Source organism: Mesorhizobium sp. B2-4-15 (assembly GCF_006658505.1).
In the GTDB taxonomy this organism is placed as follows: Bacteria; Pseudomonadota; Alphaproteobacteria; order Rhizobiales; family Rhizobiaceae; genus Mesorhizobium.
In genome coordinates, this window is sequence record NZ_VFUZ01000002.1 from 327,623 (window position 1) to 343,349 (window position 15,727).

Consider the following 15,727-nt stretch of genomic DNA (forward strand, 5'->3'; position numbering starts at 1 on the left):
CTAGAAAGAGCGTCCGGCGCTTCATTTCGGAGTTGTCCGAGCCCGATCCAGACCTATCTTGATCCGGTATCCACACCGGATTTTCATCGAGGGAGTACCGTCCATGGCTTTTGAATTGCCCGCTCTGCCTTACGACTACGAGGCCCTGCAGCCCTACATGTCGAAAGAGACGTTGGAATATCACCACGACAAGCACCACAAGGCCTATGTCGACAACGGCAACAAACTGGCCGCGGAAGCCGGCATGGGCGACCTGTCGGTCGAAGAGGTGGTGAAACAATCGTTCGGCAAGAATGCCGGCCTCTTCAATAATGCCGCGCAGCACTACAACCATATCCATTTCTGGAAGTGGATGAAGAAAGGCGGCGGCGGCAACAAGCTGCCCGGGGCTCTGCAGAAGGTGGTCGACAGCGACCTCGGCGGCTACGACAAGTTCAAGGCCGACTTCATCGCGGCCGGCACGACGCAGTTCGGTTCGGGCTGGGCCTGGGTTTCGGTCAAGGACGGCAAGCTGGCGATCTCGAAGACGCCGAACGGCGAGAACCCGCTCGTTCATGGCGCCTCGCCGATCCTCGGCGTCGATGTCTGGGAACACTCCTACTACATCGACTATCGCAACGCGCGGCCGAAATATCTTGAGGCCTTCGTCGATAGCCTGATCAACTGGGATCACGTTCTCGAGCTCTACGAAAAGGCCCGCGCATGACGCCGAGAATCGGACACGATTCTCGGAAAGGATCATGCGCAGCGTCTTTTGCGCGCCAAGGGCGCGCGGTGCTGTAATAGCCTGATCGATCTTCGGAAAAGCCCCGGCAGCCCGGGGCTTTTCTTTTTCTGCCTCGAGATCCGCGCCAGCAAGGGTCTGGAAAAGTCATCAGGAGGCAAAGGGAATATTCCGTTCGCCACATCCGTTTACGTCGTGTCCCCAAATGCCTTCATCACGGAGCCAATTGAATGAGAAAGCTTATCGTCGCCATTTCCATGCTCGCAGTTGCCGGCTCGGCCGCGTTTGCGGACCCGATCCTCGATCGGCAAGCTCTGATGAAGGAACGCGGAAAGATCGTCGGCGGCCTGTCGAAAGTGGTCAAGGGGGAGGAGCCCTTTGATGCCGCTGCCGTACTGACGCAACTGCAGGCGCTGCAGGCGAATGCCGAGAAGTTCGATGTCGGCACCCTGTTTCCAGCGGGCAGCGATGCGGGCGATACCACGGCGGCGCCGAAAATCTGGGAAGACATGCCAGGCTTCAAGGCCGCGGAAGACAAATATCTCGCCGACGTCAAGGCGGCAACCGCCGCCACACCCGCCGATATCGATACATTGAAGACGAAATTCGGCGCCATCGCGTCCAATTGCGGCGCCTGCCACCAGAGCTATCGGGTGAAAAAAGGCTGATAACGGGCAATGCCCTTCCCCAGGAAATTCGTCGGCGCCCTCATTATCCTGGGCGGCGTCGGCGCGGTTGCCGGATGGGTCCTCTCGGCACCCGTGACCTTGGACACGCGGGCCCTAGCCGAGCTCGGGCCTGGCGATGCGGCTAGGGGCAAGCGCATCTTCTATGCCGGCGGCTGCACCTCCTGCCATGCAAAGCCGGGTTCACAGGGCGATGCACGGCTTCAGCTCGTGGGCGGTCTTGAACTGAAGACGCCGTTCGGCGTTTTCGTTCCTCCCAACATCTCGCAAGATCCCAAGGACGGCATCGGCGCCTGGTCGTTCGAGGATTTCGCCAATGCGATGCTCAAAGGGGTGTCGCCGTCTGGCGAGCACTTCTATCCGGCCTTTCCCTATGCGTCCTACGCACGTATGAAGCCATCGGACATTGCCGATCTCTATGCTTTCCTGAAGACATTGCCAGCGGTCGCCGGCAAGGCGCGGGGCAATTCGCTCGCTTTCCCCTTCAACATTCGTCGTGGCATCGGCCTGTGGAAACGGCTCTATCTCAGCGACCAGCCGGTCGTTGCCTTGCCCGATGGTGCGCCTGATCCGGTGGTGGCGGGCCGCTACCTGGTCGAAGGGCCGGGCCATTGCGGTGAATGCCACACGCCGCGCGACTTCGCGGGCGGCACCAGGAAAAGTGAATGGCTGGCCGGTGCAGTGGCGGCCGAAGGCAGCGGCGTCGTCCCCAACATCACATCGGGTGAGGGCGGTGTCGACAAGTGGTCGGAGGCCGACATTGCCAACTACCTCGAAACCGGTTTCACGCCCAGTTTTGATTCCGTTGGCGGCGCGATGGTCGATGTACAACGCAACACGGCCGAACTGACCGCGGGGGATCGTGCGGCGATCGCGGCCTACCTCAAGGCGATACCGCCGCATCCAAATGGCTACCCGGCGCGCAAGAAAGGCACGAACTAAAGCGGTTCATCGTTTCAAGGAACGCCGACCCGCTCGATCTCTCTTTTTGACGCAATTCCGGACAGAAGACCGCTTCGCACTTTTCCTGGAATTGCTTAGCTAGTTGTCGGATGACGGATGGCGGTCGCCCAGGAAATCGAATCCCGCTTCGAAGAAATGGTTGTAGTTGCAGGTCAGTTCTTCGCCGGCCGCGATGTCGCGCAGGGCGAAACTCTCCTCGGGCGAGGAGACGTCGCAGTTCGGCTCGTCGGCATGGTTCATGTAGCGAGCGTCGTCCGCTTCGAAGACGATGTAATTCGGATCGCGCCGGTCTGGATAGGCGTAGCGGTCGAGATAGCTCTTCACCGGACCGCTTTCGCCCTCATAAGTCTCGACCGCAATGATCCGGTCGAACCTTGGATCCAGCTTCCAGATCAACGTGCCGCGGGCAATAGGGTTCTTGGCAAAAACGCCGATGCCCTGGATGGGCGATTTGTCGAGATACACGTCGACGAGCAGCATAATGGACCCTTGTGCGAGGTGGGCATCTTGGCCCGGAGAAAACGTGCCTTGGGTAGCGCGAGGCCGCCGCGATTGCGAGCGGAAATGAGCAATGCGGAATTCAAAAGGCCATGATCGCCATCGTTGCGCGGGCGATCGTCAACAGCGTGGCCGGACCCGGAATGAAGACAAAGCCGAGCACAACGGCGATGTAGGCTATCAATGTGGACAGATCGATCATCGAAGCGTTTCCTCGACAAGCTGCGCCTTGCCCGTCACCTTCAGCGTAAAGGCGTAGATATAGGCGATCTCTTCCAGGCGTGAGAACCGGCCGGACGCGCCGGCATGGCCGGAATCCATATTGATCTTGAACAGCACCGGATTGTCGCCGCTCTTGCGGTCGCGCAGCCGCGCTACCCATTTGGCCGGTTCCCAATAGGTGACGCGCGGATCGGTGAGACCGGCGAGCGCCAGGATCGGCGGGTAGTCGAGATCAGCGACATTGTCGTACGGCGAATAGGCGGCGATCGTCCGGTAGTCGTCGGCTGACGCGATCGGGTTGCCCCATTCCGGCCATTCCGGCGGCGTCAGCGGCAGGGTCGCGTCGAGCATGGTGGTGAGCACATCGACGAACGGAACCTCGGCGACGATGCCGCCAAAGCAGTCCGGCGCCATGTTGGCGACGGCGCCCATCAACATGCCGCCGGCCGAACCGCCTTGCGCGACGATACGGTCATGCGCCGTATAGCGCTCGGCAACCAGGTGGCGCGCACAGGCGACGAAATCGGTGAAGGTGTTCATCTTGTGCGCACGCTTGCCGTCATCGTACCAGCCGTACCCCTTGTCCTTGCCGCCGCGGACATGGGCGATGGCAAAGACCAGGCCGCGGTCGACCAACGAGAACCAGTTGGTGTTGAAGGCCGCCGGCACGGTGATGCCATAGGAGCCGTAACCATAGAGCAGGCAAGGTGCCGATCCATCCAGCGGCGTGTCGCGGTGATGCAGAAGCGAGATCGGCACCAGTTCGCCGTCGGCGGCGGGTGCCATCAGCCGTCTGGTGAGATAATGGTCCGGGTCGTGCCCGGACGGCACGTCCTGCGTCTTGAGCAGCACACGCTCGCGGGTGCGCATGTTGTAGTCGAACACCTGCGACGGCGTCGTCATCGACGAATAGGAAAAGCGCATGATTTCGGTGTCGTATTCATAGGAACCCGAAAGACCGAGCGAAAACGCCTCCTCGTCGAAGGAAATCAGGTGCTCCTCGCCGCTCGCGCGATCGCGCACGACGATGCGCGGCAGGCCCTCCTTGCGCTCGAGCCGGACCATATGATCCGTGAAGCCGATCACCGACAGGATCAGCCGGCCCGGCTCATGCGGCACCAGCTCTAGCCAGTTGGCGCGCACCGGATCGCTTGCCGGCGCCGTCATGATCTTGAAGTCCTTCGCGCCATCCGCATTGGTCAGGATGAAGAAGATGTCGCCGCCTTCTTCCAACTCGTACTGGAGACCGGTCTCGCGCGCCGAAACCAGCTTGGGTTCGGCAAACGGATCGCTGGCGCTCAACAGGCGATATTCCGAGGTCTCGTGATCGTTGATACCGATCATGATCCATTGGTTGTTACGGGTACCGTCGACATTCATGAAGAAGCCGGGATCGCTTTCCTCATAGATCAGGCGGTCGTTTTCAGGGGCCTGCCCCAGTGCATGGAACAGCACCTTTGACGGCCGGTGATTGGGGTCGAGACGCGTGTAGAAGAAACCGTCATTGCCCGCGTCCCACACACCCGAACCGCCGGTGGCGGCAATCTGGTCCGCCAGGTCCTTGCCATCGGCAAGATCGCGCACGCGCAGTGTGTAGAATTCAGAGCCCTTGTCGTCGAATGCCCACAGCAACTTGCGATGATCGGCCGAATGGTCGACGCCGCCCAGCCGGAAATAGGCCTTGCCCTCGGCCTCGGCGTCGCCATCAAGCAGGATCTGTTCTGCGCCGCCGTCGCGTGGCATGCGGAAATAGCGCGGCTGCTCGCCGCCGAGCTTGAAGGAAGAACCATAGGCATAAGGCCCGTCCTTCATCGGTACGGAGGAATCGTCTTCCTTGATGCGGCCTTTCATCTCCTTGAAAAGCTGCTTTTGTAGGTCGACCGTGTCTGCCATCAGCTTCGACTGGTAGGCGTTCTCGGCTTCGAGTTCGACTCGGATCGCGCCATCGAGCAAGGAAGGATCCCTGAACATCTCCTGCCAGTTGTCGGCCCTCAGCCAGGCATACTCATCGGTTCGCGTGATGCCGTGATGCGTGTCGAAAACCGGCCGTTTCTCGGGTGTTGGTGGGGTGACGATCGGAAATTGGGGGAGCTTGGTCATTGCGTCTCGCTCTGGAAGTATTTTTAAACGTGTTCGATATCGCCAACAAACCGGCATGGGGCAGCAGGCGGTTCGCTATCGCTGGCGTGAGGTCTGGCATGATCCGGCCAGCAAAGGCAACTTCGTCACCCGGCCGGGTCTATGGCAAGTGCCCTGTATTGATCGACCGGCATCGATTGGCCCTGAGGCAGGCGGCCCACAGACATCGCAAGGTTGCTTCCGCAAGATAAATCCATGGCAACCTGCGGTTTCGTGGACAGATGTGAACAACCAAGATTGTCGGTGCGATGGCCAAGCAAACCGGAGCATTGAATGCCGGATCTGTGAGTTATCGCGAATGTAACGGTGCACTGACGCCACGTCAGCCTTTGCCGATTTGGCGAGCGAAATATCGAAAAATTACGCGATGCACGAAAGATTGAAGCTGATCCGCGAATAGTTGATCAACATCCCTGAATATAATGCAAAGAGCGAATTGACTTACTTGGTCCACGGTCGCATTGATATGCTCGCGACACGAATCGCAGAAGCTCTACCTGCACAAAATTCGTGCGATGCCCTGCCTGTAAAAAAGGGCGTAGACCGACGTAACTCTTGTTGGGGCCTGAAGACCATGGATATTGTCGAAACACCTTCCAGAAACAATGATGCGCTGATCGAGCTGACCGCCGATGTGGTGGCCGCCTATGTCAGCAACAATCCCGTGCCGGTCGGCGAACTGCCGAACCTTATATCGGATGTGCATGCCGCTCTCGGGCGTGTGGGCGGAACCGCCGAACAGCCTCCTGCCGACAAGCAGAAGCCGGCCGTAAATCCGAAGCGCTCGGTTCACGACGACTACATTGTCTGTCTTGAAGACGGTAAGAAGTTCAAGTCGCTGAAGCGTCACCTGATGACCCATTATGATCTGACGCCGGACCAGTACCGCGAAAAGTGGAACCTCGATCCGAGCTACCCGATGGTTGCCCCGAATTACGCGGCGGCCCGCTCGCAGCTCGCCAAGAAGATGGGCCTTGGCCGCAAGCGCAAGGCGCGGTAATCGCTCCTCGCAGACTGACATCAACGGCGCCTTCGGGCGCCGTTTGACTTCGCGGGACGGGTCGCCGCACGGTACAGGATCAAGCTTGTCAGGCGGTCCGTTCGAGCGCCATCTCGGCATCGCGCTTGATGCGCTTGACCATGGAGCGGAGACCGTTGGCGCGCTGGGGCGACAGGTGCTCGTTCAGACCAAGGGTCCTCAGCGTCGCTTCCGCGTCGGTTTTCTGGATTTCGCTGGCGGTCCTGCCGGAAAACAGCGCCAGCATGATCGCCACCAGACCGCGCACGATATGGGCATCCGAATCGCCCCTGAAGGTGATGACTGGGTCGCCGCCCGGTCCCCGTTCGGTGGTCAGCCAGACCTGGCTGACGCAACCTGGCACCTTGTTAGCAGCGTTGCGCTCCTCGTCGGGAAATGGAGGCAGCGCTTCGCCGAGCTCGATAACGTAACGATAGCGATCCTCCCACTCGTCAAGGAAGGAGAAGTCGTCTCGGATCGTCTGGATCGTGGTCGTCATGACCCGCATATAGTCACGCGGCGGCGCCGCGTCACGGAAAAAACAAGGACATCGCGGGCGTCGAGAGGGCAGACGGCCCGCGATGCGCCGTCGAGGCGGCTTAATTCCTTACCGGCAGGTTGACGGTCTCCGGCAGGACGATTTCGTCCGGCACACTGCCGGTCGTCGTCGAGGTATCGGGACCGGCGGGCTTGTCGTCCAGCATGGCGGCGGCGATCTTGGCGGTCTCCTTGGCGCGTGCCGTGATGGTGTGCACGGCCGACTTGCCGGTTTCGCAGACATCGGGCTTGCGCTCGCAAATGCCGGCGATGTCGCCCACCGCGTCACGTGCCGCAAACAAGGCCTGGATCGGCCCGACGCTTTCCTGCCCCGGCTCGTCGGAACCGACGCTCAGCGGCAGCGCCAGCAGCACCAATGAAAACCAGAAAGCCATTCTTATCAGAAAGAACATGCCTTGCCTCTTGTCGTGACCGGATCATGCGTCACATGGCATGACCTCTTTTATGGGCAGGATGTTGGCACACAGCCACAAAGGACGGCTTGCGGGTTAGACGAAATTTTTCCTCAAATTTTAGGCAAATTCGAAACGAAGCGTTTTGCCATGGATTTGTTTCATATCGAGACGATTTTCGTTACCCCCTGATAACCATTTATCTGATTGTTTCCATTGCGGTTTTATTAAACGCGGGCGGTTCTCTTCCCGCCGATGATCCGCTGCCGCCAGGCGTTCCCGGATAACCCTCCATTTACTATGGCGGCATTTGCCCGGGTTTTCGACCGTCATCATCCCGATATTTGCCGCAGGCCAGGCTCTGGTCGCCTCTGCTTTATCCATTCCTTAAACGCTGGATGCGAGTTTCAGACCCAACCAAGATAATCTGCAAAAGCAGAGCTGTTCACGACGAGTGCGAGTGCGTTGAGTTGATGCCGATCAAGGCCAGATACGCTGAATTGCCCGGCGCGATTGCCGCCGGTTGCGAACGTATGGTCCATCCCTCCCTTCTCGGACAAAGCGACCGCGAGCGCCAGCGCCGGTTCATTGGCGTCATGCTGTCCGCGCCGTTCTTCGCCGCCGGTGCCGCGGTCACGCTGGTTACATCAGGCATGGGCGCCGCCGTGACCATCGCCGCAATCTTCGCGGCCTTCGGTCTGTGCTGGTTCGTCGCCTTGCTGGTGGCGGCGACCGGAAGGATGGCCGCGGCAGCACCGATCGCGCTGGTGATGGCGTCTGTTGCACTTGGCGGTATCATCGCCGCCGCCGGTGGTTTGAGCTCACCTGTCGCCATGCTTGCCGTGGCGCTGCCATTCGAGGCCTGGTGGATTGGCGCCACGCGGCGTGCGGCGCTTTTTGGGGCTGTGGCAGCCATCGCAGCCATTGCCCTTCAGCCTCTGGCCGCGGCCTTCTTGCCATTCGCGGGCGCGCAGATCGCCGCCTGGCATTGGCTGGTCCCGCTGGCCTGGGCGCTGACGCTTGTCCCGCGCATGTCGGCTTTTCCTGATAGCGCCGGTGCGGCCGATGCGGTGGGTAGCGGCGATCGGCTGGAAGACATTATCGATGCGGTGGTCCTGCGCGTCGCCCGCCACGGCGAGGTCCTGGATGCGTCCGCCAGGGCGCGCACCCTTTTGAAACTGCCGCCTGAACTGCTTTCGGGAACCGGCTTCTTCGACCGCGTCCATCTGTCGGATCGGGTCTCCTATCTCAGCGCTTTGGCCGACATGCGTGATGGCGCCCTGTCGCGCCACGTCGAATTGCGCGTCAGGCTGCCCCAGAACGGCAACGGCCAGAATGACAACCGCCTGACGGCCGACAACTATCGGCCGTTCTTGCTCGAGCTGGCGCGCGGCGAGGAACAGAGCGACGTTTTCACGCTTGTCCTGCGCGAGAACGACGAGACCGCCGCCCGGCTGCGCGAAGACCTCGCACAGGCCAACGAGGCGGCGGCCGCCGCCGAAGTGGCCAAGGGCCGGTTCCTGGCGGTGGTCAGCCACGAACTGCGCACGCCGCTGAATGCCATCATCGGCTTCTCCGACATGTTGCTGCATGAGATGTTCGGCGCCTTCAAGGATCCGCGCCAGAAGGAATATGTCGGCCTTGTGCGGGATTCGGGCCAGCATCTGCTGGCCGTCGTGACCTCCATTCTCGACGTATCGAGGATCGAATCGGGGGCCTACGCGACGGAGCCGGAGCCCTTCCGATTCATGGAGGCCGTCGAAATGTGCCAGTCCATGATGCGGCTGCAGGCGCAGGCCAAGAATATCGACCTGCAGACGCAGATCGCGCCGGACGCCGGCGACATCAATGCCGATCGCCGCGCCGTGCAGCAGATCCTCATCAACCTCGTCTCCAATGCGATCAAGTTCACGCCTGATGGCGGAGACGTCGTCGTCGGCGCCAAGCGGATCGGCTCGCGTCTGCATTTCTGGGTCAGGGACACCGGCATCGGCATTGCGGAGGAGGATTTCGCCAATCTCGGCAAGCCCTTCACGCAGATCCAGAACGACTATACGCGCCGGTTCGAGGGGACCGGCCTCGGTTTGTCGCTGGTGAAGGGGCTGGTGGCGCTGCACGAAGGCACGATGTCGATCGAAAGCATGCCGGGCGAGGGCACCACGGTGACCATCAGCCTGCCGGTCAATGGGCCGAAGGGGCGCCCGGCGAACCAGGCAGGGGTGCTGACGATGCCGGTGACGAGGGCGAAAGGGGACAGAAATGGCTCGCTCCGCAAAACAGCCTAAGGCGGTCAAACGCCGAAGCAACGCCTTTCAGGACGGCGCCATTGCCGTTGGTGGGATGATTTCGCGCAATCCTGTCCTGGTGGGCGGATCGACGGCATTCCTGGTCACGCTGTTTTACGTCTCGGCGAACGCGCTGTGGTATCAGCCTTTCCCGCATGCCGGGGCCTTTTTCGCCACCCGCCACTTCCAGGGTTTTCCGCACACCGTCGACGAGCCGGAGACCACGATCAACATCGTGCGGCCAAATTCGGCGCCCGCACCGATGAAGGGCGATCCGGTGGTCGAGCAGGTGCAAGGCATATTGAAGGATCTCGATTTCTATCCCGGCACGATCGACGGCATTTCCGGCCCCAATACGCGCAAGGCCATACAGGCTTATCAGCAGAAGGTCGGTCTCAACGCTTCCGGCGAGATCGACGCGTTGCTGCTGGATCAACTGGGCGCAACGCCGAAGACCGCTGCCGTACCCAAACCGCAGCCGCGTCCCGACATGCCACCGGCCGCCCTTCCGGTATCCTTGCAGACGGGCGGCGAACAGACCAACGCCGCATTGCAGGGGCCTGATCCCCGCATCGTCAAGATCCAGGCGGGTCTGAAAGCCTTCGGCAATGACGACATGCAACTCGACGGCAAGGTCGGCGCCCGGACCAAGGCGGCGATCAAGGAGTTCCAGTCGCTGTTTGGGCTGCCGCAGACCGGCGAGCCCGACGAGATCGTCTACGTCAAGATGCGCGAGATCGGCCTCACCAATTGAGCTCCGACCAACAAGGCCCGAAACGACCGCTCGCCCAGCGAGGGAAATTTCGATAGATAGCTCCGCCACGCTTTGCGGAGTTTTCATGCGCGTCACATCGGATCTGTGGGTCTCGGCCCTGTTGCGCCGGGTTTTCGGCGCAGGCGGATTTGCCGCCGTGGTCAATCGCGGCGCGACCGAAGCTGGTGCTGTTTTCGTGCTGGCGCGGGGCCGGCTGGGTGAAATTGCCCTCTACGGGCCGGCGCCGCAGACAAGTTATGATTCGGCCAAGCCGGACGACCGCTTCTTCAGCCTTCTTGCCGCGGGTGATGACCCAGCCGTGCTCGATGCCCGTCTTGAACGGGAAAAGAAATTCGATCCCGACATCTGGGTGATCGAGATCGAGGCCGGCACTGTCCCCGTCGAGGAGCTTATTTCCGTGAAGACGCCCTGAGACTTGGGGCCATGGTTTCGTCGCTGTTCGAGGGCTTGCGGCTGTCGCTGTTTGCGGGCGTGGCTTCGCGGACCATTTTGGACAGCGCTTCGGCTTTCCATCCGCGCACCCTGTCCAGGGCCACGTCGCGATGCAGCAGGCGGTAGCGGTCGAGATAGGTGCGGATGGCCTGCGGATGCGGGAAAAGGCTGGGATAGACGGCGACCGTGATCAGAAATGCCCGGTCTTCGCTCAGATCAAGCGAGCGCAGCGCCGCAAGCAGCGGGGCATAGTTCTGGTTGGCGGTCAGCGATCGCGCGGTCGAGAAATCGATATCGAGGGCATCGGCGAGCGCGGTCTGGAAGAACGCGGCGTTTCCGGTCAGCGCGGTTTCGCGCAGTTTGACATAGCTGTCCGAGCCGGGAAACGCGTCGACCTTCGCCGCCAATGCCTCGTCGCCGGTGCGCATCATGGAGCGCAGCCTGCGCCGCGCATTCTCGGCGGCGGTGCCGGGGGACTGTTTGCTCTTCGCGCTGTCTTCGGCCGCTTCCGCATTTACGACTGCGCCGGTTGGTGGCGCAGGAGGGTGCACCTCCGGATCCCGCACCCGCACCAGTGTCGGCCTTTCGAGCGCCCTGATCAGATCGGCGATGGTCGGATTCAGGTCCCTGCGGCGCGCGATGGCCCGGGCATGCGGCAGGCCATGCCGGCCGATCAGCGCGATCAGGTCGATATCGCTGACGGCACGCGAGCGGATGAGCAATGGCGCGGCGATGTCGACCGGCTCCTCGCACAGGCGGCGCACCAGCGCGGCCGGCGCATATTCGCATTCGGAAAGGGCGGCTGCCACATAGCGTCGCGATTCGACCGACACCTCGTCGAACAAAGGCAGCGTCAAATCCTCGAGCTGGCCGATCTCGCGGCGCGACGGACGGGTAAGAGAGCAGAAAGCCGACACCGCGGCGCGGAACAGCCTCTCGGCCTTTCCCGTTTCCGTTCGTATCGCGATTTGCCTGAAGTCCGAAGATGACACGAAGGACACGCCTGATAACAGATACACAGCCTTGATAATGCTCAACCGGGACCGTGTCGGTTTAGCGATTGCCTCGGTCAGAACTTTCTGACCTGGGAACAAAGATCAAGTTAGCGGCGATCCGTTAGCGCTCCGTTAACCCTCTGCCGGCCTTAATGATATTTGGAGGCGTTGCGTTGTGCTCCGGGGAAACCGAGAGGAATGCGCGAACCATGGGCATGGTACTGTCTTTCGTGCCGCGTGCGGCACCAATCAATCAAGCCAAGCAAACCACCGAAATACCGGCGGCGGTGATCATCTTTCCGGGCATCCGTTATGAACGGTCCAATGCCGGGGAAGCGCGGCCTGCCGGCCCTGACAGACCGGGGGCGCCACGGACGCCGGTGCCGCATCACTGAGCTTTGCTGAAGCCGCGGCCTTGGCTGTCACGCTGGCCACGATCGTGGCCTAAAAATCCTGCAGCTCGCAGGAACTCTGATCGAGAAAGCGCGACACGATCGGCTTCCAGCTGTCGTCAGGCACGAAGCTGCGGATAACGAAGATGCCCTCGTTTATGGGCGCTTCGACGAAGATCGCACCCTGCAGATTTTCGGGCAGGTCCCTGCGCACGTCGATCATCTGCGCCGGCGTCAGCACGACGGCATCCAGCTTGCCGCCCGTCGCCGTATGGTCGTTGAAGGAATAGACATTGTGGCCATTGCGGTCATAGACCGACACCGACCAGAAGGGGACGTTTCCCAGCGCCTTGATCCGGACCATCCCTTCCTCGAGGTCGAAACGGCAAGCCGTGGCATAAAACAGCGGATCGACGGATTTCACCACCGGCGCGCCGCCCGCCTCGGCATCGAGCCGATTCATCCTGTAGAGGTCCGAGGCCATCGACAGTCGCGACCAGGCGTCGCGTTCGGAAAACTCGGGCACCAGAAGCAGCACGACGATGTGCACGATGCCGGCGCCGACGATGCCGAGCAGGACGGCATGGAAAAGACGGCGTAGCGCGGCCCGGAAATTACGCATCGCAGCCGGCCTTCACGATCCTGGGCAGCGAAACGTCCGACAGGCCGGTGCTGCTGGCGATCGGCGTGTCGTAGAAGGTCAGGACGAAATACATCCTTCCGGAACCGTTGGTCAAAAGCCAGTTGCCGGGCATCGGGTGATGGCCGACCGAAATGATCACCGAATTGTCGGGTTTGCGCAGCACCTCATAGGACTGAAGCGCGGCAAGTCGCGGTTTGCCTGTCTCGACGACGCCGAGCGATTGATCGGCGGCATAGAGTGTCCAGAACCGTGCTGTCGGAAATCCGCCCTCGATCTTGTAGGTGCATTCCCGCTTGAGTTGGTCGCCGGCGGCATCATTCTCCGCGACGAAGGACAGGCCCTCGGCGCGGCCGAGCGCAAGCACGCCCTCGCGCGCCACGCGGGCCTTGGAGTAGGGATCTGCGGCCGGGGTGCCGATGTCGGGGAAGGCGGTCCATTGGCCGATCCTGATCGCGCCGACGCCGTCCTGGACCTTCAGCGCATACCAGACGCTGGCGCCGCCGCCGCCAATGGCTATGGCAAGCGAAAGCAGCATCAGGAAGGCGTTCTTGAGCATGAAGAGCCGGGTGCATGAAGGATTGCCGTTCGGGGATATCGCGACGCGGGGCCTCGTGGCAAGCGGGCGTGATGGATTTGCCAGTTCGCCTCGCCGGCGCTCGAGCCGATGTCACAGCGCCGAAAGCGTTTCGGGCGTGGCGGGTGCGTCGAGTTTCGGTGCCGCCTGGAACAGCTGCGTCATGTCCCTCAGCGTCTGCGTGGTCCGGCCGGACAGCACTGGCGGCCTCTCTGCGGCGGCGTCGGCCGCAGCCTGGTCCTCGCTCTTCTTCTGCGCTTCCGCCGCCTTGGCCGCGGTCTCCTCGTCGACGAACGGTTTGTCGATGCCGGGAATCGGCTTCAGGTCGATGTTCTGGTGCGCGTAGACCATCAGGCGCTGCCACACCATCGCTGGCAGCGAGCCGCCCGTCATGTTCTTGGTCGGGGTGAAGTCATCGTTGCCCAGCCACACCGCCGCCGTGTAGTTGCCGGTGAAGCCGACAAACCAGGCGTCGCGATAGGATTGCGTGGTGCCGGTCTTGCCGGCGACGACGATGTTGGGAATTTGCGCCCGCCGCGCCGTGCCCATCACCGGAACGGCCGCCAGCATCGTGTTCATGGATTTCAGCGCCTGCTCGGACAGAACGCGGTGCGGCGGCGGCGCGTCCTTGGTCCAGTCATACACCACTTCGCCGGTGCGGGTGACGAGCTGGGTGATGCCGTGCCTGGAACCGACGAAGCCGTTCTGCGCGAACACGCTATAGCCCGTCGCCTGGTCCATGACGGTCATGCCCGAGGTGCCGAGCACCATCGTCTTGTGCCCCTCGAGAGGGGACTCTACCCCCATGGCCTCGGCCATCGCCTTGATCGGAGCGATGCCGAGATGGTCCTTGGCCAGCCGCACCGGCACCGTGTTGATCGACTTGGCCATCGCCATCAGCAGCGTGATGTTGCCCGCCGACTCGCCGCTGTAATTGTGCGGCGACCAGCTGCCCCAGCTGATCGGGCCACCTGAGATGACGGAGTTGGGCGTGAAGCCATGCTCCATCGCCGTGGCGTAGACATAGGGCTTGAACGACGAGCCGGTCTGGCGGAGCGCCTTGGTGGCCCGGTTGAACTGGCTGGCGCCGTAGTCGCGGCCACCCACGATGGCGCGGACCGCGCCATTGGTCTCGATGACCACAACGGCGCCCTCGGTGACGTTGTACTCCTTGCCGAACTGACGCAGGTGGAACTCGACGGATTCTTCCGCCGCCTTCTGGATGTTGGCGTCGAAGGTGGTGTGCGCCACCAGCGAGTGCTGGCCGGGCTTGGCGATCTTCTTGACCTCGTCGAAGGCCCAGTCGAGGAAATAGTCGGGACTCTTCTGTTCGCCGCGGTCGACGACGTCGGCCGGATGCAGCCTTGCCTGCAGCACCTGGCCCTCGGTCATGAAGCCGGAATCGACGAGATTGGAGAGCACCACATTGGCGCGGGCGCGCGCTGCCGGCAGGTTGATGTGCGGCGCGTATTTGGTCGGCGCCTTGAACAGGCCGGCGAGCATCGCAGCCTCGGCGAGGTTCAGGTCCTTGACGCTCTTGCCGAAATAGAAGTCCGCCGCCGCCTCGATGCCGAATGTGCCGCCGCCCATATAGGCGCGGTCGAGGTAGAGCTGCAGGATTTCCTTCTTCGACAGATTGGCCTCGAGCCACAGCGACAGGAAGGCTTCCTTGATCTTGCGCTCGAACGTGCGCTCATTGGTCAGGAACAGGTTCTTGGCCAATTGCTGGGTAATGCTGGAACCGCCTTGGACGACAGAGTTCGCTCGCACGTTCTCGAAGATCGCGCGCGACAGGCCGAGCACGTCGATGCCGTAGTGGTCGAAGAAGCGACGATCCTCGGTGGCAAGCACCGCCTTGATGACATGATCGGGCATCTCGTCGACCGGTACGGAGTCGCGCTGGATAATGCCGCGCTGGCCGATCTCGTTGCCGTAACGGTCGAGAAAGGTGACGGCGAAGTCGCCCTGGGCGCGCCAGTCGCCGGCCGTATCCTGGAAAGCCGGAATGGCCAGCGCCAGCATCACCACCATGCCGCCGGCGCCAAGCGTGAAGCCCTCGCTCAAAAGTTCGATGATGCCGCGGCGCCAGCCCTTTAGTCGGAAGCGCCGCGAGAAGATCGTCGCCGCTTCCCAGAACTGGCGCGCCTTGAAGCCGATCTCGTAGAGCGAGGAATCAAGCCATGCGTCCAGCGCCAGAAGGCGGGAGGCGATCGGACCTCTTCTCTTGCGCGGTTCAGGACGGACCATTCAAAAACCCGGCTCGGCTGTGACGCGACCTGAAAACCGCAAGCGGGCAATTTCAGGGCGGCGCCCTGTCCTGACTATTCGTCCATTTTGCGCACGCTCACAAGGGCGGCGAGGACACAGCTGCGAGGTTTGTCGATGGAAAGGGCAGGGCAGCTGCCAAGCGGAGCGCCCGCCCGCCAGATTC

At 61.9% G+C, this 15,727-nt stretch carries 16 protein-coding genes and 1 pseudogene; 7 read left to right on the top strand and 10 right to left on the bottom strand.

The window, feature by feature from the left end; genetic code table 11:
• Positions 1 to 103 precede the first annotated feature (103 nt).
• From FJ930_RS03885 to FJ930_RS03895, 3 genes are all read left to right on the top strand, one after another.
• Positions 104 to 706 carry a superoxide dismutase gene (locus FJ930_RS03885; protein ID WP_141835002.1) on the top strand — a complete coding sequence of 201 codons (603 nt, stop codon included), beginning with the start codon at positions 104 to 106 and terminating at the stop codon, positions 704 to 706.
• A 248-nt stretch (positions 707 to 954) separates the two neighbouring features.
• A complete protein-coding gene (locus FJ930_RS03890; RefSeq protein ID WP_141835005.1) occupies positions 955 to 1,392 on the top strand; it encodes a cytochrome c in 438 nt (145 codons plus the stop codon).
• A gap of 9 nt (positions 1,393 to 1,401) precedes the next feature.
• Positions 1,402 to 2,352, top strand: a complete 951-nt coding sequence (locus tag FJ930_RS03895) for a cytochrome c (protein WP_141835008.1) — start codon at positions 1,402 to 1,404, stop codon at positions 2,350 to 2,352.
• A 99-nt stretch (positions 2,353 to 2,451) separates the two neighbouring features.
• Here FJ930_RS03895 and FJ930_RS03900 read toward each other — a convergent pair whose 3' ends face one another.
• The 3 genes and pseudogenes from FJ930_RS03900 to FJ930_RS03910 all read right to left on the bottom strand — a co-directional run bounded on the left by FJ930_RS03900 (position 2,452) and on the right by FJ930_RS03910 (position 5,193).
• The gene (locus FJ930_RS03900; RefSeq protein WP_140611246.1) at positions 2,452 to 2,853 is read right to left on the bottom strand and encodes an SET domain-containing protein-lysine N-methyltransferase; all 402 of its coding nucleotides are present in this window, start codon (positions 2,851 to 2,853) and stop codon (positions 2,452 to 2,454) included.
• Positions 2,854 to 2,968: 115 nt separating this feature from the next.
• Positions 2,969 to 3,073 (bottom strand): annotated as a pseudogene (locus tag FJ930_RS03905) (LysE family translocator); the annotation flags it as partial.
• The gene (locus FJ930_RS03910) at positions 3,070 to 5,193 is read right to left on the bottom strand and encodes a S9 family peptidase (protein ID WP_141835011.1); all 2,124 of its coding nucleotides are present in this window, start codon (positions 5,191 to 5,193) and stop codon (positions 3,070 to 3,072) included. The pseudogene FJ930_RS03905 and the gene FJ930_RS03910, both read right to left, overlap by 4 nt.
• A gap of 613 nt (positions 5,194 to 5,806) precedes the next feature.
• On the opposite strand from FJ930_RS03910, the gene FJ930_RS03915 reads away from it, so the two are divergent.
• On the top strand, positions 5,807 to 6,232 hold the full coding sequence (locus FJ930_RS03915) for a MucR family transcriptional regulator (RefSeq protein WP_010915014.1): 426 nt from the start codon (positions 5,807 to 5,809) through the stop codon (positions 6,230 to 6,232).
• Between the two features lie 88 nt (positions 6,233 to 6,320).
• Here the strand turns inward: FJ930_RS03915 and FJ930_RS03920 are convergent, their stop codons facing one another.
• The 3 genes from FJ930_RS03920 to FJ930_RS03930 all read right to left on the bottom strand — a co-directional run bounded on the left by FJ930_RS03920 (position 6,321) and on the right by FJ930_RS03930 (position 7,584).
• Positions 6,321 to 6,749, bottom strand: a complete 429-nt coding sequence (locus tag FJ930_RS03920; protein WP_141835014.1) for a SufE family protein — start codon at positions 6,747 to 6,749, stop codon at positions 6,321 to 6,323.
• A gap of 100 nt (positions 6,750 to 6,849) precedes the next feature.
• Positions 6,850 to 7,200: a DUF5330 domain-containing protein gene (locus FJ930_RS03925; protein ID WP_140742320.1), complete on the bottom strand. Its 351-nt coding sequence runs from the start codon at positions 7,198 to 7,200 to the stop codon at positions 6,850 to 6,852.
• Positions 7,201 to 7,320: 120 nt separating this feature from the next.
• Positions 7,321 to 7,584 (bottom strand): hypothetical protein, encoded by a 264-nt coding sequence (locus FJ930_RS03930; protein WP_141835017.1) that lies wholly within the window; start codon positions 7,582 to 7,584, stop codon positions 7,321 to 7,323.
• A gap of 149 nt (positions 7,585 to 7,733) precedes the next feature.
• Between FJ930_RS03930 and FJ930_RS03935 the strand changes: the two genes are divergently transcribed.
• From FJ930_RS03935 to FJ930_RS03945, 3 genes are all read left to right on the top strand, one after another.
• Positions 7,734 to 9,485 (top strand): HAMP domain-containing sensor histidine kinase, encoded by a 1,752-nt coding sequence (locus tag FJ930_RS03935; protein WP_141835147.1) that lies wholly within the window; start codon positions 7,734 to 7,736, stop codon positions 9,483 to 9,485.
• Positions 9,460 to 10,239, top strand: coding sequence for a peptidoglycan-binding protein (locus tag FJ930_RS03940; RefSeq protein ID WP_141835020.1), 780 nt, complete (start codon positions 9,460 to 9,462; stop codon positions 10,237 to 10,239). Before FJ930_RS03935 ends, FJ930_RS03940 begins: the two co-directional genes overlap by 26 nt.
• Positions 10,240 to 10,324: 85 nt before the next feature.
• On the top strand, positions 10,325 to 10,672 hold the full coding sequence (locus FJ930_RS03945) for a DUF1491 family protein (RefSeq protein ID WP_141835023.1): 348 nt from the start codon (positions 10,325 to 10,327) through the stop codon (positions 10,670 to 10,672).
• On the opposite strand, the gene FJ930_RS03950 is transcribed toward FJ930_RS03945, so the two are convergent.
• The 4 genes from FJ930_RS03950 to FJ930_RS03970 all read right to left on the bottom strand — a co-directional run bounded on the left by FJ930_RS03950 (position 10,650) and on the right by FJ930_RS03970 (position 15,543).
• Positions 10,650 to 11,684 carry a hypothetical protein gene (locus FJ930_RS03950; RefSeq protein ID WP_141835026.1) on the bottom strand — a complete coding sequence of 345 codons (1,035 nt, stop codon included), beginning with the start codon at positions 11,682 to 11,684 and terminating at the stop codon, positions 10,650 to 10,652. The genes FJ930_RS03945 and FJ930_RS03950 overlap by 23 nt on opposite strands.
• A 447-nt stretch (positions 11,685 to 12,131) precedes the next feature.
• Positions 12,132 to 12,701 carry a DUF1254 domain-containing protein gene (locus FJ930_RS03960; protein WP_141835032.1) on the bottom strand — a complete coding sequence of 190 codons (570 nt, stop codon included), beginning with the start codon at positions 12,699 to 12,701 and terminating at the stop codon, positions 12,132 to 12,134.
• The gene (locus FJ930_RS03965; RefSeq protein WP_140742307.1) at positions 12,694 to 13,278 is read right to left on the bottom strand and encodes a DUF1214 domain-containing protein; all 585 of its coding nucleotides are present in this window, start codon (positions 13,276 to 13,278) and stop codon (positions 12,694 to 12,696) included. The genes FJ930_RS03960 and FJ930_RS03965 overlap by 8 nt, the downstream gene beginning before the upstream one ends.
• A gap of 111 nt (positions 13,279 to 13,389) precedes the next feature.
• The gene (locus FJ930_RS03970; RefSeq protein ID WP_140742305.1) at positions 13,390 to 15,543 is read right to left on the bottom strand and encodes a penicillin-binding protein 1A; all 2,154 of its coding nucleotides are present in this window, start codon (positions 15,541 to 15,543) and stop codon (positions 13,390 to 13,392) included.
• Between the last annotated feature and the right edge of the window lie 184 nt (positions 15,544 to 15,727).